We start from the raw sequence: 26,389 nt of genomic DNA, 5'->3' as shown, positions 1-26,389 counted from the left end.
AGGGTCAAGGGGTTAGGGTGGGGGCGATGTGGGCTGGTGGAGGTTCCGGCGGAGGGGATGTCGAAGGGGGCGACGTCGTAGTCGCACAGTCGACAGGTCAGGTCAGGTCAGGTCAGGTACATGCAACCACAATCACAACGGCAAGCGCGAAAATACACTGATGGCGATGCTCCATGCATCCCTCAATCCACCGTCCGAGCGCTCTTCGTGATCGTATATTTCGTGAACGTCATCGCGTTACTCGTCCCTGCTAGTACGCACTCTCATGATCAAAGCCATCGACAGTTGTATTTCTCCGGATGTTCGTTATCGTCGATTCTCGACGAACGTATTCCCGTTGTACCGATACTCACGGGTCGCAGGGCCGGAGTCGTCGATGTTGGTCCAAGAGATCTTGAAGCCGGCGGAATCGTCGAGCCACTCGATCGCAAGATATGGTGATCGATTGTTTACGTCGGTGTCGAGAGACACGCTATGCAAACAACTTTGCACCACCATCGAGTACGCTGATACTGCGACGCTGTCCTTGATCTGAAGCGCGTACAGCGTGCCTTCCTCTCCAGCACCGCAGAAGCCCATAGGGTGGTTGCTCGACGACTGGTTCACCACAACCAAAACGAACTCCTTCCCCTCAAGCACTTTTGATGTCGCCGAAGGAAACCCGATACTCGATGCCGAAGTCACTGCCCGGCGAAGCGTCGTTGGTAATTGCACGGCGCTTGTCCGATGGCGTGCGCCGTCCACTTCAACTATTCGCTTACCATCCTGCTGCAACTCGCGTCCATTCGAGAGATGTACCGAGGTTGGTGCCTCCGTGTCCGCAAAGACGCTTGCCGCCATCGCGATCGCCGCGATACAGGCAAAAAACTTAGTTACCAAAGATGTGATCGACATAACAGATTCCTGAATACATCCAACGATGCTCTTTATCCTGACCTTTATCCATTTTCTTGTACTGTTCGAGATCTCGATCGTGAAGTTCGGCCTCGGTTTTCCCAGCGTTCTTGGGATCCTTCATGCTCCATCCAATGTTACCTGTCTGCGTGTCACACAACACATCCCGACGTTCAAGTTGTCCCGTGGTCTTGTTTGCTTCGTAATAACTACCACCGTTCCATCTGGCAAAGGTCTCGCGTTTTAGCTGGTCGTCCGTATAGGGCAGACCTTTGAAGCCATTGATAGCTTCTCTTTGTTTCTGCTGATAAAGCGACGCGCCTGCCTTGATGTTCTCTTTCCAGTTCCAAACCTGCTCGTAACTTGGCGCAGGATTCGTCATTTGGGTCATCCCATAGCCTTCATCGCCAGCGACCACTGGTTCACTATCTGCGTTGATGAAGTTTTTGAATCGACTCTCCTTCTCAAGGATAAGTTCGAAACCCACTGTATTTGGAATTGCCTTGAGGTACGTCAGAACGTCATCCTTTGACGGGTTTTTCCCCAGAATGAACACCGTTCGTCGGAACTCGGCTGCCCCTGCCTTGACTTCAACGGATAGCTTGCCACCAATGATCCTCTCGTTCAGCCTTGCTTCCCAGATCGTGTCATTGCTTGTGAATGAGCCCGTCTCTGAGAACGACCTGACCTTCCTTCCACGCTTTTCCGATTCACGCAACGAACTCACCTGCGCATCCCATACAATCATCCATTTCCATTCATAAGGTGACGCAGCATCTGTCTTGATCTCGAATGTAATCGCAGGAAATCGTGCCGCCTCGTCGATGTAGAACTTATTTCCTGTCATGGGGCGAACCCACTCTCCAGTGTCGTTCTTCACGATGGCTTTCACCAATGAATTTTGATCGGTTCCAGTTGTCGACGCATGCTTCACATGACGCTTCACGGTTTTATGCTTCTTCGTCTCAGTCATACTCGATCTCCTTATACACCGTCAGGGAAAGTGACTCCGGTTGATCGGTGTGGATATGCTCGGTCAATCCGTTTGCATCGCTGAAGCCGCTCCACACCTGTCCCGACTCGCTCTCGACCTCGTAGCGAGTGTGTGGCAATACCGTCTCTCCATCGTCGTCGACCAAATGGAACTGTTCGTGATAACGCTGAACGCCACTGGCATGAGGTAGGCTAGGTGGCACGTAACCTTGCGCGGTTGGCCCGTCAAAGCTGTGCGTCGCGCCCTTGATGTCGATCTTGCCCGGCGCGTGGATCTCGATGTTGCCGCCCGCGATGCGCACGTACGCGCCGCCCGAGGTCAGCAGCACCTCCTTCGGCGAGGCCACCTCGATCGTCTGCGTCGCCGACAGGATCTTCACCGTCTTCTGCGCCGTCAGCTCGATGTTGTCCGAGTGCGCCTGGATCTCCACCTTGCCCTTGCCCGCGAACAGCTTCATCCCCGCGTTCTGCGCGAACAGGCTCAGCTTCTCCGTCACGCTCGCGATCAGCGACTTCCCTGCCGCCACGTGCGTGCTGTGTCCGCTCACCACGTTGATGTGCTGGTCCGCGCTGATCTGCGTGCTCTGCTGCGTCGACAGACCGATCCCCGCCGGGCTCCCGAACAGCATCGCCGGCTCCTTGAACGCCGCCGCCGAGCCCGTCCCGCCGCCCGCCGTGCGCCCGCCCGTCGCGCCGCCCGGCTTCGTGTCGCGCGTCACGTCGCTCAGCGCGCCCAGCGCCGCGCGCCCTTCGCTCAAACTCTCCGCGTGATGGGTCGCGCTCGCGTTCGACAGCGCGTCGAGCAGCTGCTGCGCGTTGCCCCTGGCGATGCGTGTCGCTCGCGTCGAACGGCTGGCTCGCCGCCGATTTCGGATAGGTCGTCACATACAGGCCGCCGCCCGCACCGCGCCGTAGGCGTCCGTGCGCAGATCGAAGCCCTGCCCGAGGAACGGCCCGCGCGCATTCCCGTCCTGCTGGATCAGGTAGCCCAGATGCAGGTGCGTATTGCCCTGGCTGCTGAACAACTGCGCGCGGTTCTGGCCCGTCGCATCGTCGAACACCATCTGGTTGTAGCCGCTGCCCGCGTATTCCTTCGTGCGGTAGCCCGACAGGATCCCGTTCGAATGCCACTGCGGCTTCACCGCCCGTTATAAACCCGCGCGGTAATCAGCGGCCGATCGCAGTCGCCGCCCACATAGTCGACGATCACCTCCTCGCCCACCCGCAGCGGATGCACCGCGCCGTAGCCCGCACCGCTGTCCGAGAACGCCGCGCGCAGCCAGCACGACGCGCGCTCGTCGCCCGCGTTCAGGCGGTCCCACGAACTGCACCTTGTGACGGTTCAGGTCGTCGGTATCACCTCCTCGCCCTTCGGCCCCACCACGATCGCCGTCTCCAGATGCATCTCGGGCTTCGCATGCTCGAACGCGCTGCGGTACGGCACCGACGCGCGCTGCGCCTCGATCTCGACGTGGTAGAACCCTTGCGCGCCATCGCCCGCGTGCGGCACGCTCGCCGCGGCGGATGCGCCTGTCGCGCGCCTCGGCGATCACACCCGCGAGGCTGTGCGGGAAGTTCGTCTCCCCGCCGCCGAGCGGCAGGTTGTTCTCGATCACGCGCGTGATCCCGATGATCACGAACTCGCGCTGCTCGGCCGCGTCGCGGTCGTGCTCCGGATGCCCGGCGAGATGGAAACGGCGGCCCGCGTCCGCGCCGCGCCGCCCACGCCGTGGAAACGCTTCGCGCGCGACTCCCATTCCTCGAGCCGGATCGCCGACAGCCGGTCGCCGTTCGCCTGCGGGCCGTAGGTGTACGCACCCGTGTATTCGTAGACCTCGGTCTGCCCCGGCAGCTCGCCCTGGTTCGCCTTGGTCGGCAACGACGTGCCTTTCGGGTTGTGCAGCGTCGACGGCTGCTTGTAGTCGAACGTGCGCGACGCGAACGCAGTGCTTTGCAGCGTGCGCGAGCCGGCCCACTGCGTGAGCGCGTCGCGCTCGCTGCCGAGATCGGCGCGGTGGAAGCGGATTGTGTCCGGCGTCATCGCATCGAGCGACTGCGGCGTGTCGGTGATGACGAACGTATGCGACTTGCCGTCGTCGGCGTGACGCCAGAAGCCGTACAGGCCCTCCGCTTCGAGCAGGCGGTGCACGAAGTTCCAGTCGGTTTCGCTTTGGCGGCAGTAGGAACGCGACGGCAGCGGCTTCGACAGCGCGAACTGGAAGTGCCCCCGGGCCTGGGGGTGTTCGTTGAAGACGTCGGCAATGATCGCGTCGGCGGGACGGTCCTGCCAGATGCGCTCGTCGCGCCGGAAACGCAGGAAGTGCAGCCACGACGCGAACACCAGCTGATAGCTCGTCAGGCCGCCGTCCGCGCCCAGGCGGCGGGCCGTGTGCACGTAGCCGTTGAACGGGCGATACGATTTGTCGGCCTGCTGCAGCCACGCGGTGACGGGCTGCGCGATCAGCTTCTTCAGTTCGACGTCGCCCGCCCCGGACACGACATCGACGGTCCAGCTGAAATCACGACCGAGTGCCGAGACCGCCAACGCGCGCCTGGGAACGAACGTGTTCGCCGGCAGCGGTGTATCCAGCCGCAACAGTCGGTCTTGCTGGATCAGGCCACTCCTGATGCTCAGCATCAGCTGGTGCGCATCCATCGGGCATACCTTTCGTTCTATTTAAGATAATCGCCGACAGAAATTGCTGTCCGGCCCACATGCCGGATTGTACAAACGATCGCAATCGATGAACGAGATTCTGCGTGAACTTAGGATGGCTATGCGGCGGAGTCGTCACGAAAATCCAAACAATCCTTAAAGCCGACCACACAAACAGCAGTAACCATTCCACCCAACGCGGGAAAAATGCAGGAAATGGGCCCCGCGATCTCGCATCCATCGATCAGCCGGTCATCCGGCCTGAATACGCGGCGATGCACTCCGCCCCCCTTCTACGCTTCCATCGAAACGCATGCGGAACGCATCCTTGCAAGGATACTTTTCGAGACGGCACCTCCCAAAAAGCCACCCATCCAGAACCACTCAACCACCCAGCCCCTCACCCCTCCAAACAGCAGCCCAAGCTCATCTCGAAATACCTGAAGCTCCGCTCCACCCCTGCCGCGACATCCCGCACCTGCTCGGCGCTCGGCGCGTGCCCAAGCAGCGTCGCCACGATATCCAGCGCCTCCCACGGATGCTTGTCGTCATAGCTCGAATGCAGCCGCAGCCAGCGCATCGCGCGGCCGCGCACCTCCGCGCCGAACAGTTGCTCGTACGCCTCCGACCGGCACAGATCCGCGCTCCATTCCCCCGTCACGCCCTCGATCGCGTAATTGGTCGCCGCGATGCTTGCCGCGAGCGAATCCACGCTGCTGCTCTTCCAGCACCAGTGGCTCAACGCGAGCGCCGCCGGCGGGCTCTCGCCGTCGCTGAGCACGCGCCGCTCGATGCCGCACGCCTGCGCCCAATCCGCCCAGTACTCGACATGGTTCAGCTCGACCCGGATATTGCGGATCAGATAGCGGCGCGCCTTCTCCTCGCCCGGCGACTGCTCGCCGTTCGCCTTCAACAGGTTCATCGACATGTACTTCGGAAACTGCTCGACCACCGGCCAGCCATTCACGAAGAACGCGCGCACCTGCTCGTCGCCGAGCCGGCCGTCGCGCATCAACGTAAACACCTCGTGGAAGCGCACGCGGTCGCGCGCCTCACGCACCTCGCCCACCATGTCCTCCAACCAATGCGGATAGCTGGCGATATCCATCAGGTCGCCCTCTCTTTCGAATGGAATGTGCACGTTCCTCTCCTTGTATGACTTCACGTGTTCACGTCAATACCCGCCCTCGCGCCACGGCGACGGCTTCGCAAAGTAGTAACCCTGGTAGAAATCGATCCCCAGCTCGCGCAGCACCCGCAGTTCGGCCGCCGATTCCACATGCTCGGCCACCGTGCCGCAGCGCATCGAGTGCGCGACTTCGTTGATCGCGCTGACGACGCCGTAGCTGACCCGGTCCGACAGCATGTTCGACACGAACTCGCCGTCGATCTTCAGGTAATCGATCGGCAGGTTGCGCAGGTACAGGAACGAGGACATCCCCGCACCGAAATCGTCGAGCGCGAAGCGGCAGCCCACCGCGCGCAATTCGTTGATGAAGCGCGACGCGAGATCGAGATTCTTCACCGCGATCGTCTCGGTGATCTCGAAGCAGACCGCTTTCGGATCGAGCCCCGACGCAAGCAACTCCGTCACGACGAATTCGAGAAACCGTTCGTCGGAAATCGACGCACCCGACAGGTTCACGTTGTATTCGCGATACTCGCGCGCGGCGAGCGCGCCCAGCTTGCGGAACACGGTGCGGATCACCCAGCGATCGATGAGCCCCATCAATCCATATCGCTCGGCCGCCGGCAGGAAGGCCGCGGGCGACACGTCATGCCCCGCGTCGCCCACCATGCGCAGCAGCAGTTCCGCCCGCTCGGGCACCGCGCCCGACGCATCGGTCCCGACGATCGGCTGGACGTACAGCCGGAAGCCGTCCGCTTCGAGCGCGGTCTTGATGCGCCGGCTCCACTGCACGTCGCCGACGTGGCGCGCCTGCTGCAGGTCGCTCGGGTCCGCGAGCTGGATCCGGTTGCGGCCGCGCTCCTTCGCGATGTAGCACGCGATGTCGGCAAGCTTCACCGCTTCTTCGAGGCTGTGCGGCGCGCGCTCAAGCTCCAGCATGCCGATGCTGACGCTCACGCGGAACCGCTCGCCCTCCCAGCTGAACACGAAATCCTCCAGGCTGCGGCGCAGGCGCTCGGCCTTGTTCTTCGACGGCCACGCGCCCGCGCCGCCCGGCAGCAACACGCCGAACTCGTCGCCGCCGAGCCGCGCAAGCACGTCGTCGTCGTCGAGGCAGTTGCGAAAGCGCTGCGTCACTTCGCGCAGCATCGCATCGCCGGCCGCATGGCCGCAGGTGTCGTTCACTTCCTTGAAACGATCGAGATCGAGCATCAGCAGCGTCGCGCCGTCGCGGGCCGGCTCGAACAGCGTCGTTTCCAGCCGCCGCTCGAACTCGACGCGATTCACGAGCCCCGTCAACACATCGTGCGTCGCCTGCCACGCGAGGCTTTCGAGGAACTGCTGCTCCCTCGTCATGTTGCGCAGGATCAGCACGTAGCCGACGTGGCCGCGCGCGTCGTCGCCCATCTCGGAGATCAGCGTCTGCACGACGATCTTCGCGTTGTCCCGGCGCAGCAGATGCGCCTTGCGCCGCACCGGCTCGCGCGTGCCGTTCTGCCGGTACTCGTCGACCACGTCGATCACCGCGCCCGTCTCCCTGTCGAGCAGCATCAGCATCGCCGCCATCGGCGCGCCCGCGCAGTCGGCGGACGCGTGGCCGAGCAACTGCTCGGCGGCCTTGTTGATCGAGTCGATCTGCTTCGCGACGCTGATCGTGATCACCGCCTCGGCCACCGCGCTCAGCGCCGCCTCCGCACGCGCCTCGCTGCGTTCGAGCGCGGTCTGAATCGACAGGCGCTGCAGCGCGAGCCGGCGCGCCCACACGAGCGTCAGGTACATCAGGAACAGCGACGCCGCGACATAGCAGGCGAGCAGCAGCGCGACGCTCGACCGGAATTCCGCGCTCAGCGAGCTGGAAAAGTGATCGGGCAGCCCCGACACGCGCTCGTTGATATCCCAGATCCGGTATTCGAGCTGCCTGATGCGCGGATCGCCGAGGTTGCCGCGCTGCACGAGATCGCGCAGTTCGTGCGCGATCGTGCCCAGCTCGGCCAGTTCGAGATCGGCCTGGGTCCAGCAGCGCAGCGCGTAGTCGACCTTGGTGACCCAGCTCAGCGCGGGAAACAGCCAGACCGCCGCGGCCGCGTCGCTCGGCTCGATGCCGCTCGCGACGATCGCGCGGCGCGCGGCCCCGCGATCGGGCGGATCCCGTTGCAGCGCGGCGCGCGCGAGCCCGAGCAGATAGGGCTTGCCGATCGCCGTCTCGTAGCGGCGGTAGGCCTCGGGGTCGCCGGTTTCCGCATAGCGGCTCAAATAGATCACGGCGTCCTTCTGCGATTTCGACCAGGCGCTCTCGCCGCCGATGTACACCCGCAGAAACGACACCACCGCGAGGGTGATGATCACGACACACACCAGCACCGTCACCATCAGCAGGATCGGCCAGATGTCACGCGCGGGCCGCAGCCGCGCGGCGCCGCGCCCCCCACGGCGGTGGTCCGCCTGATCGCGCTTGCTCGAAGTCACGTTCTTCCTTCGTCCACAATGGCCCCAGGCCGGAGCGGCGTGGGGCCCGTCCGTCAAGTGCCTTGCAGTTTCAGGCGATTCGCATGGGTCCGCATCACCGCGACGGGATCGGCCGCGTACGCGCCGCGCACGCCGAGCAGCTGGTTGATCGCATCGAAGTGGTTCCACTTGTAGCCGGTCGACACCACGGTGCCGTACAGCGAGCTGCACACCGACGTGAAGCCGTCGTTCGGGCCCGCGTGCTGCAAGGCCATGATGTTGCCGGCCATCAGGAACACGAGGGTCGACGGGTCGAGCACGTTGGCCGGATCGATGAGCGGGATCACGCTCGTGTCGACCGCGCCCGTGACGAGACCGAGCAGCGACACCGGTTGATACGCGCTGCCCGTCCACGAATACAGCAGGTGGCGGTTGCCCGCGACGCTCTCGCTGCCCGCGCCGGTCGCGCAGGCGCCCGCGCGCCCCAGCCCCGCGCTCGGCAACAGCTGGTTGAAGCCCGTCGCGTCGTCCGTACTGAGCGCGCGCAGGGCCGCGATCGCATCCTGGTTCGTGTTGTGCGAGCTGCTGGTCAGAATCCCGAACACGTTCAGCAGCGCGCCGAATACCGGCGTCGACAATCCGGTCGGGTCGAGCCGCAACGCGGCCAGCACGAAGTCGGCGAATTGGGAGCCGCGATGCGGGGTCGCGATGGTCGTGACCGAGGCGACCTGCGCAGGCGCGACGGTCGCGACGTAGCGCGCGGTCAGCCCGCCCTGGCTATGGCCGATCAGATTGACCTTCGACGCGCCGGTGAGCGCCAGCACCCGCTTCACGTACGCGAGCAGCTGCTCGCCGCGTCCGTTCGGCCCCAGGTCGCTCTGGAAACCGGACAGGTTGGCCACATATACCGTCGCGCCGTGCCGTTCGAGATCCTGCTGCATGCCGTACCAGTAAGGCAGCACGCCGAGGTAGTCGTCGGTGCCGGTGAGCCCGTGCACCAGGATGATCGGATAGCGGGTCGCCGCGTAGTTGTCGACGGGCGGCGCCGCGCGCGCCCCGCCGACGGGCGCGAGCGCGAACGATGCCGCGGCGAGTACGGTCGCGCCCGCGGCCAATACGGCGCGGCAGCGGCGCGCGACCCAGCGTCGGAATGGCAGGTCGCCGGAAAATTTCGACATGGATGACAGGTTTCCTCTTGGTGTCCGTATTGCGTTGCATTCCGACGCGTGCGCCGCGCCGCCCTCCCTGCGCCGCGCTTACCAGCCGAGGCAATAGCCCCGCAGCACGGCACCCGCCTGCTCGGTCGCGACCGCCGCCCGCCAGGTCGGTCCCAGCGCGATGTCCGCGACCGTCCAGCGGCCCGTCCGGTCGTCGCACGCGCCGCGCGTCGCCGCGACCGGCCACGCGAGCGTCAGCTCGCGCCGATCGCGGGCAATACCGATGCCCTGAGCCTTCAACACCGCCTCCTTGCGCGTCCACATCTGCAACAGCCAGCCCTTGCGCGCCGCCGCCGGCATCCTGGCGAAACCGTCGCGCTCCGCACCGACCAGCGCGGTCTCGGCGAGCGCGTCGAGGTCGATGCGACGCTGCATCGACTCCAGGTCGCAGCCCACCCGCTGCCGGCCGCCGATGGCCAGCAGCACGCCGCCCGCCGCATGGCTCACGTTGAATTGCAGCTCGCGACCGAACAGCACCGGCTTGCCGCCCGCCTCGACGTCGAACACGAGCCGCGCCGGATCGACGTCGAGATACGCGCCGAGCACCACGCGCAGCATCCCTCGGGCAAACATGAACAGCTCGCGATGCGCGCGCCACCGCAGCCGCGCCGCCCGCTCGCGTTCGCTGATCGACAGGCAGTCGAGCTTCAGGTACGAGCCTGCCTCGTCGAGACGCGCACGCCAGATCTGTACCTCGCCGTCCAGCGCGCGCTGCATCAAGGCGGCCGACGGGCGCGCCACGGTAAAACCCCATTCACTCATTACTTCCTGCCATTTCTGTTACCGCCAAATACACATCGATTACTTACTCAGTAGAGCCAATTGTTTGAATGACGACCGGACTCTTCCGAGGGCGTGCGATCAGCCCGCGCCCGCCGCGACCTTGCGCTGCCACGCGATGAACAGCGGCGCGCCGAGGATTTCGAGCGCGGTGAACCCGATGAACGGCGGGAACGGCGCCCCGAGCGCGGCGAGCGAGATCAGGCGGCCGATCCCGCCGATGAAGATCATGATCCACAGGGTACGGAACAACGCGCCTTGCCGTTCGATCGAGGGGATCACCGAGAAAGCCGCGAGCCCGAGGCCCAGCCACACCCCGGCGTAGAAGCGCAGGTTGCTGTCGAGCGTCGCGTCGGCGGGCACCTGCACGCCCAGCGAGGCATAGAGCGGATCGTTGACGCCCAGCATGCCCAGCACGCCGGTGATGGTGGGAACGGCCGCGAGGATCGCGGTGGCGACTTGCAGCGCGCGTTTGCTCATGGAATGTCAGCCTTCGTTTCGTTATCGATAAAAAATGCCCAGCACCTGCACGCTGCCCGACTCCGGCATCGCACCGAAGCGGCTCCACGCCGGCCCGGTCTGCCGCAGGTACTGTACGGCAACGTCGAAGCGGTCGAAGCGCCGCCGCAATTCCAGCCAGTATTGCCGCCCCGCGCCGAGATCGGCCTGCACGAAGCCCGACAGGTCGAGCCGGCGGACCCCGACGTTGCGCCACACCGCCATCGCGAACACCCCGTGACGGGTCGGCAGTTCCTGCGCGGCGACCGAGGTCCGCACCGCCGCGCCCCAGGCGAGCGGATTGCCCGCCTGCAGCGCGCGCCATTCACCCGCCGATGCGCCGCCGCTGTTGCTCTGGAACTCGGCCGTCAGCGACAGATCGATCGGCAGCGTCCAGGTCGCACCGAACGCCGAACTCGTTCGAAACGCGCGGTCGACGTTGCTGCCCGTCGCGCGGCCGATCAGCGACGGACGGTAGCCGCCCGCCCACTCGCCATACGCGACCACCGCGTTGCCGAGCAGGAGGCTGAGATTCTGGCCGAATTGCGGCGATTGGCCGCTCTCACCATACACCACCCACTGCGGCTGCACCGTATCGCTCAGGCGCTGGCTGCTGACCAGCATCCAGCGATCGACGCCGTTGGTGCGCTGCAGGTCCGAGCCGGCCGTCGGATCGCCGGGCAAGCTGCGGCTCGCGAGCCGCGGCGACAGCATCAGCGCGACCGAGCCGGTGTCCCACACCCGCTGCACCCGCGCGGCGACCGTGCCGAGCCGGTTGGTATGCCGGCTGTCGGGATCGGGCGGCACGTCGAGGCTGACCGCGCCCGCCTTGAAGAAATCCGTCGGGTTGTAGCCGAGTGCCGCGCCGACCCGTTCGTTGATCCGGCCCGCATCGATCATCAGGTACGGCGACGCGCGCCAGCTCGCATAAGCTTCCTTCACCAGCATCACGTCGCGATGCGACGCCGCATCCGTCGACAACGGATCGAAACGGTCGAAGCGCATCGAGAAATGCGCGGCGAATGACGGCGTCAGCGCCTGATCGAGCTGGAATTCGAGCGACAGCTGGTTGCGCCACGACGCGCCCGCGTCGCGATAGTCGCTGTAGCGCACTGCATCCTGCACGCTGAACTTCCACGGACGCGCGGTTTCAGGCGCTGTGACGGGCGTCGCGTCGGCGAGGTCGAGCGCGGCCGCGGCCGGATCGTCCGTCCCGGCCGCGCGCGCGCCACCCGGCAGCGCCAACGCCAACGCCCACGCAACGGCCAACGCGAGCGAGCCATTTCGCCACCCGCCCCGCTCCACCCTCATTGCGCCTGGAAGCGGGGCAGGTAGTCGCGCTGCAGCCAGGCATCCGGGATGTCCTGCCACTGGTAGCCGGAAAAGCGCATCACCGTGACCCAGGCCGTGTCGAGCCCGTCGATGATGACGGTCTCGGTCGGCCTCTCGACGCCCAGTTCCATCGTGTAGCGCCGGTAGTAGGCGGTCTTCAGCAGCCGCTCGCTCTCCGAATAGAACTTCGCCTTCACGGGCCGGCTGCTGGTCGCGTCGAGCCACATCTCGATGCGATGGTAGGTGAGGCCCGCCGCCTTGCCGGACAGCGACAGCTTGTACGTATGACGCGGCTGGCGATCGCCGTCGGTCACGTCTTCCTCGCCCTTCAGCTCGGCCTGGTAGTCGTGCGCGAGATTGACCGTCACCACGTCGCCGTTCGCGGCCTGGCCGAGCAGGCGCTGGTCCGGCGAGATGCGGATGCTCGCCTGGTTGGCCGGGTCGTAGAACCACAGATCGTTGCCGTTCTTCAGCATCAGCTTGCCGGTGTCGCGCGCGGGCGCGACAAAGCGCACCAGTGTGCGGAACGCGCCGCCCGGCGCGTCCGGCTTCGAATAGATCGACAGCGTGTTGCCGTCGACCTGCTTGCCGCCCCGGTACTCGGTCAGCGATGCGGTCAGCACGAACGAGCGGGTCGGCGTGCGGATCGCATCGCTCGCCGCCAGCAGCTTCTGCGGATCGGGCGGCGTCTGCGCGTACGCGCCGCCCACCGCCATGCACAGGCCGATCCATCCCGTCACCAGCATCCGACGCACGCGCCACCTCCCAGTTGTATTCATCCGAATGTCCTCACACATAGCGCAGCGCGTCGACGATCGACAGCCGCGCCGCATGGCGCGCCGGCAGCCACGCGGACAGCCCCGCGACGCACGCGAGCCCGACGAAGGTCAGCGCGATCAGGCGCCACTCGCCCCACACCCGCACCGTGAGCGCGACCGAATCGATGCGCGCGGGCGGGGTCCAGGCAAGCCCGCTGTGGTTGATCGCGGACGCGAGCGCCAGCGCCGCCAGCACGCCGAGCGACGCGCCCACCACGCCGAGCAGCGCGCCCTCGCAAACGAACAGCGCCTGGATCCCGCCGCGCCGCACGCCCATCGCGCGCAAGGTGCCGATCTCGACGGTGCGTTCGAGAATCGCGGTGCTCATCGTGTTGCTGATCACGAACAGCACGATCGCGCCGATCAGCACGAACACGAACCCGAAGATCATCGAGAACATGCGGTTGGTCTGGCCGTAGAACGGATTGAGCGCCGCGAAGTCGAGCAGGTCGAGCGGCTGCCCCTCGAAGCGGCCGCCCAGCAGTTGTTCGATCCGCTCGCGCGCGGCCGGCAGCTGCGCGCTGTGGCGCAGCTGCAGTTCGATCGCCGTCACGCGCGGCGTATCGCCGCCGTAGACGAGCCGCTGCGCGCGGTCCAGGTGCAGCGCCAGATACACGTCGTCGAGTTCCTTCACGCCCTGCTGCTCGGCTTTCACCACCGTGAAGCCGCCGACGTTCGGCGCGCCGTAGGCATTCGCGGCCAGCACCTCGAGGTGGGGCGCGCCCGCGCGCGCGGGCTGCGCCGCCGCCTCGTCGGCGGCGAGCGCGAGCACGTCGGCGGGCGCATCGGCCGCGCTCGCGCTCGCCGCGCGCGCCGCCGGCTGCGCGGCCGCGTCGGCGGCGTCGCCGCAGTCCGGCACGTGCAGCGGGCCGCACATGCGCAGCACGCGCGCCACGCCCCGTCCGACCACCGCCGCGTCGGGCGCGGTGCCGGCCAGCGCGTACGGCTTCGGCGCGAGCGGGAAGCCGTACTCGTTCCAGGTCTGCATGCGGCTCTGGTCGGCGGCCACCGCGCCCTGGGCGAGCACCGTGCGCGAGACGCCCGCCGCGAAATTGCCGGCGATTCCGCCGAATTGCAGCGTCGGCGTGAGCACCTCGATCATCGGGCTCAGCACCCGATCGTCGCGCAGGCGCGCGACCAGCCGCGCATAGTCCTGGATCCCATAGGCAACCGAATTGCCGCTGCCGTACTGGAAATAGCCGTGCCGCTGGATTTGCAGGTGACCGCTGCGCCGCACGAAATCGGTTTGCAGCCCGAGCGTGATGTCCTTGCTGAAGCCGCCGAACAGCAGGATCGCGCACACCCCGACGATCATCGCGAGCAGCGTCGTGATCGAGCGCCGCCGGTTCCGCTGCAGGTTGCGCAGCGCCAACATGAAGGTATGCATCAGCGTTGCGCCTCCTCGGTCATGCGACGCTCGCCGATGATCCGGCCGTCGCGGATCTGCACGATGGCGTCGGCCGCGTCGAGCACCTGCGGATCGTGCGACGACACGATGAACGACACGCCGCTGTCGCGCTGCATGCGACGCATCAGCGCGATGATGGCCTGGCCGGTCACGCTGTCGAGGTTCGCGGTCGGTTCGTCGGCGAGCACGAGCGCGGGGCCGGCCGCGAGCGCGCGCGCAATCGCGACGCGCTGCCGCTGTCCGCCCGACAGCTGGCTCGGCCGGTGCGCGCCCTTGCCGCCCAGGCCTACCGCGTCGAGCAGTTCGGACACGCGCCGGGCGCGTTCGCGCGCGGGCCGCCGCGCCATCAGCAGCGGATATTCGACGTTCTCGTAGGCCGACAGCACCGGCAGCAGATTGAACGATTGGAAAATATGGCCGACGCGGCGTGCGCGGAAATCCGACAGCGCGTTGTCCGACAGCTCGGCCGTATCCTGGCCGTCCACCGTCACGCGGCCGCGATCGGGCCGGTCGATGCAGCCGATCAGATTGAGCAGCGTGGTCTTGCCGCTGCCGGACGGCCCGCTCAGCACCGTGAAGCGGTTCGTGTCGAGCCGCACCGACACGTCCGCGAGCCCGACGACCTCCACGCTGTCCATCAGGTAGGTCTTGCTGACATGTTCGACGGAGACGATCGCCGCGCTCATCACGCCTCCCGCGCCCGCGCGCCCTGCGCGGCCGCCGGACGCGCGACGTCGGCCGCGCGCCGCGCGGGCAGCGCGCGGATCAGCCGCTTGAGCGCGCGCCGGTACGTGAAATGCTCGAGTTCGATCACATGCCGCTGCGTGTCGCTGAACTGGATCCCGCCGGTCGAGTCGGCGCGGCCGCGCGCGACCAGCCGGTCGATGCGGCGCGCACGCGCCGGCGCGGCCTCGCGCGCGGCCAGATAGCGCGCGACGAGCTGGGCCTGATAGTCCATCAGCGGCCAGTTGCCGGTCGAGGTCTGGAACAGGCCGATGAAGAACAGGTTCGGATGCGCGGCGTCGAAGATGTTCAGGTACAAGTGCGGCTGCATCTTGTCCCACGTCAGGTACGACGCGTCGAGGAACGGAAAGCTCAGCTGGAAGCCGGTCGCGTAGACGATCACGTCGACCTGCGCCTCGCTGCCGTCGGCGAACGCCACGCGGTCGCCCTTCAGCTCGCGGACATCGGGCTTCGCGACCAGGTCGCCATGTCCTAGGTGGTAGAACAGCGTCGAGTTGATGATGAAGTGCGATTCGAACAGCTTGTGGTCCGGCTTCGGCAGGCCGTATTCCTCGGGCTGGCCGGCCGTCGTCAGGCGCAGCAGCCGCTCGCCGAAGAAGCGCCGCGCCCACAGCGGCATGCGCAGCTTGAGCGGCCACTCGGCCCAGCGGTCGGCCGGGATGCCGAACAGGAACTTCGGCCAGTAGAAATAGCCGCGCCGCGTGCTGTGGTACACCGCCTTCGCGTGGTGCACGGCCTCGACCGCGATGTCGCAGCCCGAATTGCCCGCGCCGACCACCAGCACCCGCCGGTCCTTTGAACACCTCGGGGGTCTTGTATTGCGCCGAATGCAGTTGCAGGCCGTCGAACCGGCCCGGAAAATCCGGCACCTGCGGCTTGCACAGATGGCCGTTGCAGACGACCACGCCGCGGTATTCGCGCACCTCGCGGCGATCGAGTTCGACGCGCCACAGCACGCCGTCCGCGGCCGGCGCGATCTCCAGCACCGTGCGATTGAATTCCACGTGCTCGTACACGCCGAAGCGCCGTGCGTAATCGCGCAGGTAGGCGAGCGCCTGATCGCCGCGCGCATAGGTCGGGTAGTCGGCCGGCATCGGATAGTCGGTGTACTCGGAGAACGCGCGCGAGCTGATCATGTGCACCGAGCGGTAGATCGCGCTGCACGGCTTGCCGTAGTACCAGGTGCCGCCGATCTCGTCCTCGCGTTCGATCAGGTCGAACTCGATCCCCTGCTCGCGCAGGTTCTTGGCCGTCGTGATGCCGGCGGCCCCGGCGCCGATGATGCAGTAACGCTTGCTGTAGTCGCGGTTCGTCATGGTTGCCCTGGGTTCCTTGATGCGGCGCGCGGCGCTCAGGCGCGCAACGGCGCGGCCAGCTCGCCGTCCGCGCACGCCGTCGCGGCGTCGACGCGGCTGTCGTCCAGCCGCAGCAGCATGTAGCCGCGCGCGTCGAGCACCGCGAAGCGGCCCGTCGTGTACTCGACCACCGTGTCGGCCGACGCGGCGGGCAGCGGCGCGAGCTTCAGCGCGCCGATCCGCCAGCACGACGGCGGCTCCACGGCGAGCGCCTGCCAATCCGCCAGCAGCGCGCGCAGGATCTGTTCGAGATGGTTCACCGGCAGGCGCAGCGCCGGCGTCACCGGGCCGTTCCACAGCGCGCCCGGCTCGGCGGCCGGCACGCGGCCGAGCCGGGCGATGCCCGCCGCCGCGTCGCCCGGCGCGTGCCACTCGCCGGGCGGCAGCAGTTCGCCGTTCCACGCCGCGAGCGGCGGGTCCGCCGCGCGCAGCGGCGCGGGCGGACCGGCGAGCGGCCGCGCGAGCACCGCGCCGACCTGTTCCGGCTGCAGCCGGTAGACGAGCGTCGCGCTCAGCAGCTCAGCCTGCGTATCCGCATCGCCGCACCGCACGTCGACGCGCCACACGTCGCCGATCAGGTAGCCCACCGCCGCGCTGCGCAGCGTGACGGACTGCCCCAGCCCCGCCGCGATCGGCAGCGCGTCGAGATGCAGCACGACGTCGGCCAGCTCGCCGAGGAAACGGGCCTCGCCCGTCGGCGGCATCACCCAGTCGGCCAGCGCGCACGCGTGTTCGAGCAGCAGCGACGCGGGCAGCGCGACGCGGCCGCCGAGCCGGAACGCGTTCGCATAGGGCACGACGGCCGGATCGAGCGTGTAGCGGGTTTCGAAGCGCTTCGACGGCCGGAACCGCAGCGGCTCGCCCGCGTGGTGATGACGCGCGACCAGCTCGGCGAGATTCGGCAGCTCGCGGATGACCGGGAAGCCCTTGATCTGGAGCGGCGTCGGCGCGCGGCCGACCGCGCCCATGAACATCACCTCGCCGCTGTCCGGCGCCGCCAGCTCGCGCAGCCAGTGGCGCACGCCTTCGTCGACGCTCATCGGCGTGATGTAGCGCTGCGTGACCGCGAAGTTCGTGATCATTCCGACGCCCTCCCAGGTCGGCCAGACCAGCGTCTTCACGCTGCATGCGGGCGGCAGCGCGCGATGGCGCGCCCACATCCCGAGACGCGCGAGCGCCTCGTTCGCCGCCGCGTAGTCGGTTTCGCCCGTCATGCCGCCCCAGCGGCCCGTCAGCGATCCGACGTTGCAGAACTGCGTGATGCGCGGCCGCTGGCGCACCGCCTCGCACAGGTTCGCGAAGCCGAGCACCTTGGTGCGCACGATCTGCACGAAGTCGTCCGCCCGCTTCTGCGCGAGCCGCACCGGCTGGTCGACGCCCGCGTTGTGGATCACCATGCGCAGCGCCTCGCCGAATTCGTCGAACAGCGCGCGCACCGCGCCGCGATCGGTGACGTCGCAGACCCGGTAGCGCAGCGGCAGGTCGCGCGCGGCCGCGTCGTCGAGCGCCGCCTTCAGCTCGCGGCGACGCTTCAGGCCCAACAGGCGATCGCGGATCACCTTCGGCGGCTGCTCGGGCGTCGCCTGCCGCAATTGATCGTGGCTGTAGCGGCGGAACGCGTCGTCGTCGAGCGCGAGCCACGCCTCGCTGCCGTCGGCCAGCGGCTCGCGGCCCGTGACGACCACCGTGCAGCCTGTCTGGGAGGCCAGCGCCCGCGCGCACAGCAAACCGATGCCGCGCGCGCCGCCCGAGAACAGCACGACGTCGCCCGGCCCCAGCGCGGGCCCGGTATCGACCGCGAGCGGCGGCAGCTCATGACGCCGCGCCTGCAGCGTGTAGCGCCGGCCCTGCTGATAGCCGATCTCGTACAGCCCCCAGCGATACAGCTCGCGCGCGATCAGCTGGTCGGCCCGGCGGATCTCGTCGGCGGACACATCGAGCACCCGCACGTTGCAGTTCGGCAGCTCCTGCGGCAGCGTTTTCGCGAGGCCGGCCCACAAGCCGCCGAGCGGCTGCGCGCCGCCGTCGCCGTAGCCCATCAGGCCGTCGATCCAGGTGACGGCGAGATAGAACAAGCGCTCGGTGTCCTCCTCGGCCGCCCAGTCCGCGTAGCAGGCCTGCAGCAGCGCGACGCTGCGCCGCATCGGCGCTTCCCAGGCGTCGGCCGCGTCGAGCGCGAACGGCGCCTCGACGCCCAGGTCGACGATCCCGTCGAACGGCCCGGCCGCGTGGACCAGCACCTTGGCGGCGGCGGCCGGATCAACGCCGTGCTCGGGCGCGAACACCGTGACCTTCGCGCAGGTGCGCGCGAGCGCCGCCGCGACCCGCTCGACCGTGCTGGCGCGCCCGTTGACGATCGCGATCCGCCGCCCGCTCAGGCGCGGCGACGGGCTTTCGGGGGGCAGCTCGACGGGCGCCGGCTGCCAGGTGTAGCGCCACGCCGGCACGGTCGCGGGGCGCGGCGCGGACGGCGGCGCCGGCAGCGGCGGCGCGGCGGCCGGATCGGCGGGCCGGGCACGGTCCGCCGGCGACCCGGCGTCGGGCCGCGCGGCGCGCGCGAGCGCCTGCTCGCGCGCCTGTTCGAGATGGCTGCGCCGCCGCTCGCGCGGCTTCACGATGAGCCGGATGCCGTGCACGGGCCGCAGCGAAATCATCGCGCCTAGCTCGATCGGATGGCCGGGCAGCGCATTGAGATCGAAATGCTGCGCGACCACCGCGACCAGCACCCGCATCTGCAGCAGCGCGGTCTGGAACCCGATGCATTTGCGCATGCCGCCGCCGAACGGGAAGTACACGTACTTGTGGCGGGTCGTCGCGCCGCTCGCGAAATTGTCCGGATCGAACGCGTCGGGATTGCGCCAGAAGGCCGGATGCCGATGCGTGACGTACGGCGACATGAACACCGACGAGCCCGCCGGGATGTGATAGCCGCCGATCTCGTCGTCGTCGACGAGGTCGCGCGTGAAGCCCCAGATCGGCGGATAGACGCGCAGCACCTCGTCGACCACCTGCGACAGGTACGGCAGCTGCTCGAAGTCCTGCGCACCGGGCGCGCGGCCGCCGAGCCGCGCATCCAGCTCGTCGCGCAGATTGCGCAGCACGGCCGGATGCTGCGCGAGCGCGTACAGCGCCCAGGCGAGACCGGTGCCCGTCGTCTCGTGGCCGGCGAGGAACACCGTCATCACCTCGTCGTGCACCTCCTGCTGCGTGAACGGCACGTCGGTGTCCGGGTCGCGCGCGTTGAGCAGCAGCGAGATCACGTCGCTCGCCTCGCAGCGCGCCTCGCGATGATCGGCGATGATGCGCGCGACGATCGAATCGATGCCGCGCCGCGCGAGCGCGATGCGGCGATTGAACCGCGTCGGCGCCCAACGCGGAATGAAGTCGTTCAGGTTGCCCTGCGGCATCATCGCCTGGATGCCGAAGCGCACCGCCGGCCCCACCTGCTCCGCGTGCGTCGAGATGTCGGTGTTGAACACCATGAGGCCGAGCATGCGCAGGCTCAGGTGCATCATGTCCTCGACCACGTCGACCGATTCGCCGGGCGGCAGCGCGCTCCAGCGGTTCGCGAGCGCGAGCGCCGCATCGCCGACCGCCGCCGCGTGCGCCTCCACCTGCTTCTTGTGGAACAACGGCTGCACCGCGCGCCGGTGGCGGCGCCAGAACTCGCCGTCGGTCGTCAGCAGGCCGTCGCCGAAGAACAGCTTGAAGTTGTCGTAGAAGCGGCCGCGCACGTAGTTGCGGTGATTGTCCTGCAGCACGTGCTGCACGTGCTCGGGATGCGCGAGCGCATGCGTGAGGAACGGCCCGAGCCGGTTGCGCACGACATCGCCGTACTGCTGCTGCAGCCGCAGCAGCATCGTGATCGGGTTGTGCTTGTACTCGGCCAGATTGCCCATCAACAGGCTGCCGCGCGGACCGGGGGCGAGGCGCGGCCGGCTCATGCGACGACCCGCTCGGCCGCCGCCGCCACCACCGCCTCGACTTCGGCGCGGGTCGCGTAGATGCCCGTCACGCGGTGCACGTAGCCGATCACGACGCCCGTCACGTCCTGCATCTGCATCAGCATCCGGCCGTCGGGACGCGCCGCCACGAAGCGATTGCCGCCGTGGCCGCCCTCCAGCGCGAACTCGCGCGGCGTCGCCGACAGGTCGATGCGCGCGTAGCGGTGCGCCAGCTCGATGTCGTTGCCGTCCTCGTACAGATCGATGCGGCCGATCGACACCGGCGCGGCGAGCGGAATGTAGTCGCCGCCGACCGGGTTCAGCACCGCGACGCGCGCGAGCCCGTCGAGCAGGATGCTCGGGATCGCGAAGCGCGAGAACACCGGATCGTCGGGCGCCACGTTCAGCTGGTAGCGCGCGGTCTTGCCCGCCGCGCCGACGCCCGTGTCAGTGGTCGACACGAACGGCCCGCTGAGCCGCACGGGCGCCGCAGCGAAGTGATAGGGATCGGGCACCGGCTGCCACGCGTCGTCGGCCTGCGCGGGCCACAGCGGCGCACGCGCATGGTGCGGCGCGAGCAGCGCGTCGATCTCGAAGTGCAGCTTGTCGCGCACGAGCACCTGGCCGGTCGGCGCGAGCACGTCGCCCGTGATCCGCACCGCCACCACGAGCGCATCGCCGTCGCGGCCCGCGAGCCGCGCGTGAATCCGCTTCGCGCTCGGCCGCGTGGTGTCGTAGACGCGCAGGAAGTGCCGGAACGACGCGTTGCGGAAGCCCACCACGTGCAATCCCGGCGCGAGCCGCAGCGCGGCCTCGGCGGCCAGCTCCGGCACGAAGGTGCCGGGCAGCGTCGCGAAGCGGTTGACGACATGGTGCTGCAGATAGGCGTCGGTCCGCAGGTCGAAGATCCGTTCGAAGGTCACGCTGTCGTCGCTGCGCGCCACTTCGCGGCCCAGGTAGAAATCGTGCCGGCCCGGCTGCGCGTGGGCGGGCGCGTTCGGCTCGAAGAACGCGGGCAGATGCGCGTCGATCGCGCGCCGCTCGGCCGCGCCGAGGTGCACCGAATTCGGCGCACGCCCGGCGAGGTTGATCTCGCGCAGGAAGTGATGGATGCCCTCCGCTGTCCGCATGCTCGTGAACAGGCCGCTTTTCTCGAGGAACGCGCGCGTGACCGGATTCGCGCCCAGGCCGACCGAGCGCCACAGGGTCCAGCCGATCGTGAATTCATCCTGGCCGAGCCGCGCATGCCGGTCGCTCGCCTGCGTGTTCAGGAAATCGTTGCCGGCCGCGTAGTCGGTTTCGCCCGCCTGCCCGGTCAGCCCGATGAACGAGCCGAAATTGCACCAGGCGCGCGGCGGCGCATCGGCGAACGCGTCGCGCAGGTTCCAGTAGCCGCGGATCTTGATGTCGCGGACCGCGACGAAATCGTCGAACGACTTGACCTGCACCGAGGCGGAGCGGTTGAGCCCCGCCGCGTTGACGACGAGATCCACCGGCTGCCCGCCCGCGACGATCCGCTGCACGGCCGCGCGCACGCTGTCCGCGTCGAGCACGTCGGCGCGCAGGTAGCGCACCTTGTGCGGCCCGCAGTAGGACTTCATCACGTCGAGATTGCGACGCGCGGCGCGGGCCTCCACCTGGCGCTCGAACGCCTTGATGATGACGGGCAGCGGCAGCGACGGATGGCGCGCCTTCTGTTCGCGGATGTAGTCGGGACGACGGCGCGCGAACGCCTCGTCGCTGCCCGCGAACACGTCGGGCCCGTAGGCGTCGAGCGCGCTGCTGCCGATCAGGTACAGCGTGGGCCGAAAGTGCTGGGCGACCGCCTTCATCAGTTCGGCCGTGATCCCGCGCGCCCCGCCGACCGCGACCACCACCGAATCGGGGCCGAGCCGGGCGAGGCCGTCGGCCGGCAGCGCGCCGGCCTCCTCGGTCACGCGCGGTGTCAGGCGGCGCGCGCCGTCGAGCACGACCACCGGCAGCAGCTGACGCGCGCCGCTCTCGTGCTCCGCCTGCGCGATCGCGCCGCGCGGATCGCCGCGATCGGTGAACACGGCCAGCGCGCGCGCATTCGGCAGCTCGATCGCGAGCGCCTTCACGAGCCCGGAGAACATCCCCGCATCGGGATGCAGCACGCCCTCGGTCGTCGCATCGAGCAGCAGCGCGAGACACGACCCTTCCGCGGCGACGTCGTCGTAGCACTGCTTGAGCGCGAGGAACGCGAGATCGTGCAAGGCGAGCCGCTCCGGCGCGGGCGGGGCCGCCCGGCCGGCCGGCAGTCGGCTCGCCCCCAGCGACGACAGCACGCGCACGTGGCGCGCGCCGGCGGGCAGCAGGCCCGCCAGGGCGCGCTCGTCGCGCGGCGCGACGACGTACAGCCGCACGCCCGGCAGCGAGCCGGGACGCGTCGACAGCACAACCAGGTCCGCGGGCATCGGCAGGCCGTCGAGCAGCTCGGGGGCGTCGGTGACGACCACGCAGGCGGGCGGCAGGAAGGCGATCGGGCCCGCGCCCGCGTGCCACGGCGCATCGCACAGATCGATCCGATAGCGCGTCACGCCGAGCGGCTCGCCGTCGGCCGCGACCGCCGTCGCGCGCAGCGCGGCGGGCAGCGGGCTGCGCGCCGGTTCGACGCCGGCAGGCAGCGGCGGAGTCGGGGTGGGCTTGACGGTCGGCGGCGCGAAAGACGTCGACGCATCGGCACGCGCGGCCGACGCGAAGCCCGCGGCTGGCGGCGCGTGCCGGTCGAGCCGCACGCCGAACCGGGTCCGGTCGCCGTCGTTGCCGAACGACACCGACGCGGCCGGCTCCGTGCCGACCAGCGCGCGCAGGATCGCAAGCGCCGCCTCCGCGCCCGCATACGTGACGGTGCGCCCGTCGGCGTCGCGCAGCGCGGGCCGGGCACCGACCCCGGCGGACGTCTCGCTGTCGACCCACGCGAGCACCGGCAGCCCGGCTGCTTCGGCCCGCGCCCCGGTCGTCACGGCGAACAGCACGACGCCCTCGGCCAGCGGCCGATCGAATGCGGGCTGCACCTCCTCCGCCGAATTGCCGTTGATCCCGCCGACCAGCACCATGTCGAGTTCGCCGCTGCGCAGCACGCGCGCGGCCACCTCGAATGCGGCGAGCGTCGACGCATGGCCGGCGTCGACCGTCATGTTCATCCCGTGCAGGTCGTGATAGTTCGCGACGCGCGCCGGGATCACGTTCGGCATCATGCCGGGGAACGCGTTCTCGGTGGTGGGCGGCACGAGCGCGCGGGTCGCGTCGGCGAGCCGCCCGAGCAGCGCGTCGAGCCTCGGCTGCGCCGCCGTGCGCGGATCGGCGCGCAGTGCGGTCGCGATGTCGTCGAGATAGCAGCGGCTCGCATAGAGCGCCGCATTGCGGGTCGGGCCCATGTGGCCCATCACGATGCCGATCGTATCCGCATGGTCGCGCCAGAAAGCCGCGACCCGCTCGCGCAGCTCATGCGCCGCATCGAGCGCCATCAGCTGACAGCGGTCCAGCGCGCGCAGCACGGCGGGCGGCATCCGCACCCGGTCGAAACCGGGCAGCGGATAGCTGAGGCCGAAGCTCGCGCGCGGCGCGGGGCCCTCGCCCGCGAGCCAGCGCGTGACCGCCGCGTCGTCGTCGAGGCCCGGGAACTTGGCTGACCACGCGACGATCGCGAGCGGTTCGCGCCGCGCCGGCGCGGCGCGCACGGCCATCGGCAGGTCAGGCCGGTATTCGCTGACGATCAGGTGGCCGTTGGTGCCGCCGAAGCCGAAGCCCGACACGGCCGCGACGCGCGGGCTGTCCGCGCGCGGCGGCCAGTCGACGGGCGCGCGCGGAATCGTGAAGCCGCTCGTCTCCAGTTCGAACTCGCGCGGCGGCGCGCTGAAGCGGTGTTGCGGCGGAATCCGGCCGTGTTCGAGCGCGAGCAGCACCTGGATCAGCGACACCACGCCCGCCGCCCAGCCGGTATGGCCGACCAGCGACTTGTTCGACGTGACCTGCACCGGGCGATCGCGCCGGATCATCTCGCGCAGGCTCTGGAATTCGGCGAGATCGCCGGCGGGCGTGCCGGTCGCATGCGCGACGACCCAATCGGGCAGATCCCGACCGGCCTCGGCCGGCTCGTACGCGCGGCGGATCGCGATGCTCTGGCCGGCCGAATTCGGCGCGTAGATGGCCTTGCCCTTGCCGTCGGACGACGAACCGAAGCCCTTCAGCACGCCCAGCACGCGATCGCCGTCGGCGAGCGCGCGCTTGAGCCGCTTGAGGATCACGACGCCCGCGCCGTCGGCGAACAGCACGCCGTCGCAGGCGGCGTCGAGCGGCCGCACTTCGCCGCTGCGCGACAGACCGTGCAGCTTCGAGAACAGGATCGAGCCGCGCGGCGCGAGCGCGAACGCGCCGCCGCAGGCGACCACGTCGTGCTTGCCGAGCAACAGGCCCTTGATGCCGAGGTCCACCGAATACAGCGACGACGAACACGCGGTGTCGACCATCATGTATTCCGCATCGTCGGGCAGCACGCCGCGCATCGCGTTCGCGCCGACCCGGTGCGGGAAGAATTCGGCCAGCTCGCCGGCGCCGCGCGCGTAGCGCGTGCGCAGCACCGCGTCGATCCGCGCGGCGAGGTCCGCACGCTCGGCCGGCGTCGCATCCTCGTCGTCCAGCACCGCGCGCAGGCGCTCGCGCAAGCCTGCCAGCACCATGCCTTCTTCCAGATGCTGGCTGCCGTCCGCCGTATAGCCGACCACGAACGACGCGCGGTCGCCGACGCGGATCCGCACGCCCGCGAGCGCCTGGCGCAGCGCGTGGCGCAGCCACAGCGTGGTCAGTTCGCGCGGCGCGGCGCCCGCGTCGAGTTCCGCGCGCAGCGCCGCTTCCGGCGCGAAGCGCTCGATGAACACCGAACGGGATTGATAGCTCTTGTCCTCCGCCGCCGGATCGGGCGAATAGAACGACCGGTAGTCCCAACGATCGGGCGGCACGTTGCCGAACAGTTCGGGGCCGTCGAGCAGCGCCTGCCAGAAGGCTTGCGGATCGTTGGCGCCGGGCAGCGCGAGCCCCATGCCGACGACGGCGATCGCGTCGCCGTCGTCTGGGGTGTCGTGTGCGGCGGGCACGGCGACGCCCGGAGAGGGCGCGGCGGCATTCGCGGCGGGCGGCGGATTGCCCGCGATGACGGGCTCGGCCCGGGTTGCCTGGGTTGCCTGGGTTGCCTGGGTTGCCTGGGTTGCCTGGGTTGCCGAAGCAGCCGAAGCAGCCGAAGCAGCCGAAGCAGCCGAAGCAGCCGAAGCAGCCGAAGCAGCCGAAGACCCATTCGCCCGGTGCACGTTCGCGCCGGACCCGGCCGCCGCCTTCGTCCATTCGCGCCGCGGCGACAAGCCCTCGCTGCACAGCGACAGCCCGCCATCGGCCACCACGACCTGCCCCGTGACCCAGCGCGCGGCGTCGGACGCGAGGAACAGCACGACGTCGGCGAGATCCTCGGCGGTCGCGAGCCGGCCAAGCGGCGTCGCGGCGATGCTCGACCGCTTCGTGTTGTCCGGATCCGGGAACTGCGCGGCAACATCGCCGTCGATCAGCGTCGACGACGCGCCGTTCACCCGGATGCCGAGTTCCGCATACTCGACCGCGAGATAGCGCGTCAGCGATTCGAGCGCCGCCTTCGCGGTGCCGACCACCAGGTAGTTCGCGGGCACGAGCGTCGACCCGACCGACGACACATTGACGATCGCCCCGCCGCCCGCGCGCGCCATCAGCCGCGCCGCGCGCCGCGCGCACCAGAACGCGCCCTTCAGGTTGGTGTCGAGCGCGCGGTCGAAGTGCTCGGCCGCGATGTCGTCCACGCCGAGCAGCGCGCCGGACGCCGCGTTGTTGACGAGAATGTCGAGCCGCCCATACTTCGCCTCGATTTCGTCGAACATCCGATCGACCTGCGCGGGCTGCGCCACCGACGCGCGCATCACGTCGACCGTCACGCCCAGCGCGCGCAGCTCTTCCACGGTTTGCCTGGACGCATCCAGCGAATGAAAGAAATTGACGATGACATCGGCTCCGGCTTCCGCGAAGCGCCGGCAGATCGCCTTGCCGACGTTCTTCGCGCCGCCCGTGACCAGAACCCGCTTCCCTTTCAAATAGGCGTTCGACATAAATCGCAGACCTTAGGATACCCAAACATTCGA

Annotated in this window: 13 protein-coding genes and 2 pseudogenes; all 15 read right to left on the bottom strand. The window is 68.6% G+C overall.

Annotation, left to right across the window (positions count from 1 at the left end; all coding sequences use genetic code 11):
- Positions 1–306: 306 nt before the first annotated feature.
- Entirely contained in the window at positions 307–894 is a 588-nt protein-coding gene (locus tag Bsp3421_RS04895; RefSeq protein ID WP_273997204.1) for a hypothetical protein, read from the bottom strand.
- Complete coding sequence (locus Bsp3421_RS04890) at positions 869–1,867, bottom strand: hypothetical protein (protein WP_273997203.1); 999 nt, start codon at positions 1,865–1,867, stop codon at positions 869–871. The genes Bsp3421_RS04895 and Bsp3421_RS04890 overlap by 26 nt, the downstream gene beginning before the upstream one ends.
- A pseudogene (locus tag Bsp3421_RS04885) lies at positions 1,860–4,543 on the bottom strand (type VI secretion system Vgr family protein). The gene Bsp3421_RS04890 and the pseudogene Bsp3421_RS04885 overlap by 8 nt, the downstream one beginning before the upstream one ends.
- Positions 4,544–4,943: 400 nt before the next feature.
- A complete protein-coding gene (locus Bsp3421_RS04880) occupies positions 4,944–5,684 on the bottom strand; it encodes a TenA family transcriptional regulator (RefSeq protein ID WP_273997202.1) in 741 nt (246 codons plus the stop codon).
- Between the two features lie 33 nt (positions 5,685–5,717).
- Positions 5,718–8,042, bottom strand: coding sequence for a putative bifunctional diguanylate cyclase/phosphodiesterase (locus Bsp3421_RS04875; protein WP_273998287.1), 2,325 nt, complete (start codon positions 8,040–8,042; stop codon positions 5,718–5,720).
- Between the two features lie 149 nt (positions 8,043–8,191).
- A complete protein-coding gene (locus Bsp3421_RS04870; protein ID WP_273997201.1) occupies positions 8,192–9,295 on the bottom strand; it encodes an esterase/lipase family protein in 1,104 nt (367 codons plus the stop codon).
- A 78-nt stretch (positions 9,296–9,373) separates the two neighbouring features.
- Entirely contained in the window at positions 9,374–10,096 is a 723-nt protein-coding gene (locus Bsp3421_RS04865) for a 4'-phosphopantetheinyl transferase family protein (RefSeq protein WP_273997200.1), read from the bottom strand.
- Positions 10,097–10,195: 99 nt separating this feature from the next.
- Positions 10,196–10,594 (bottom strand): DUF4345 domain-containing protein, encoded by a 399-nt coding sequence (locus tag Bsp3421_RS04860; RefSeq protein WP_273997199.1) that lies wholly within the window; start codon positions 10,592–10,594, stop codon positions 10,196–10,198.
- A gap of 21 nt (positions 10,595–10,615) precedes the next feature.
- A complete protein-coding gene (locus Bsp3421_RS04855; protein WP_443111470.1) occupies positions 10,616–11,917 on the bottom strand; it encodes a hypothetical protein in 1,302 nt (433 codons plus the stop codon).
- A 2-nt stretch (positions 11,918–11,919) separates the two neighbouring features.
- On the bottom strand, positions 11,920–12,690 hold the full coding sequence (locus tag Bsp3421_RS04850) for an outer membrane lipoprotein-sorting protein (RefSeq protein WP_443111489.1): 771 nt from the start codon (positions 12,688–12,690) through the stop codon (positions 11,920–11,922).
- 43 nt (positions 12,691–12,733) lie between these two features.
- A complete protein-coding gene (locus tag Bsp3421_RS04845) occupies positions 12,734–14,149 on the bottom strand; it encodes an ABC transporter permease (RefSeq protein WP_273997197.1) in 1,416 nt (471 codons plus the stop codon).
- On the bottom strand, positions 14,149–14,856 hold the full coding sequence (locus Bsp3421_RS04840) for an ABC transporter ATP-binding protein (RefSeq protein ID WP_273997196.1): 708 nt from the start codon (positions 14,854–14,856) through the stop codon (positions 14,149–14,151). Before Bsp3421_RS04840 ends, Bsp3421_RS04845 begins: the two co-directional genes overlap by 1 nt.
- Positions 14,856–16,230, bottom strand: a pseudogene (locus Bsp3421_RS04835) (flavin-containing monooxygenase). Before Bsp3421_RS04835 ends, Bsp3421_RS04840 begins: the two are co-directional and overlap by 1 nt.
- Positions 16,231–16,265: 35 nt before the next feature.
- Positions 16,266–20,213 carry a cytochrome P450 gene (locus Bsp3421_RS04830; protein ID WP_273997195.1) on the bottom strand — a complete coding sequence of 1,316 codons (3,948 nt, stop codon included), beginning with the start codon at positions 20,211–20,213 and terminating at the stop codon, positions 16,266–16,268.
- Positions 20,210–26,356, bottom strand: coding sequence for an SDR family oxidoreductase (locus Bsp3421_RS04825; RefSeq protein ID WP_273997194.1), 6,147 nt, complete (start codon positions 26,354–26,356; stop codon positions 20,210–20,212). The genes Bsp3421_RS04830 and Bsp3421_RS04825 overlap by 4 nt, the downstream gene beginning before the upstream one ends.
- Between the last annotated feature and the right edge of the window lie 33 nt (positions 26,357–26,389).

Origin of the sequence: Burkholderia sp. FERM BP-3421, assembly GCF_028657905.1 — a bacterium.
Lineage (GTDB): Bacteria > Pseudomonadota > Gammaproteobacteria > Burkholderiales > Burkholderiaceae > Burkholderia.
This window is presented reverse-complemented; position numbering and strand designations above follow the sequence as displayed.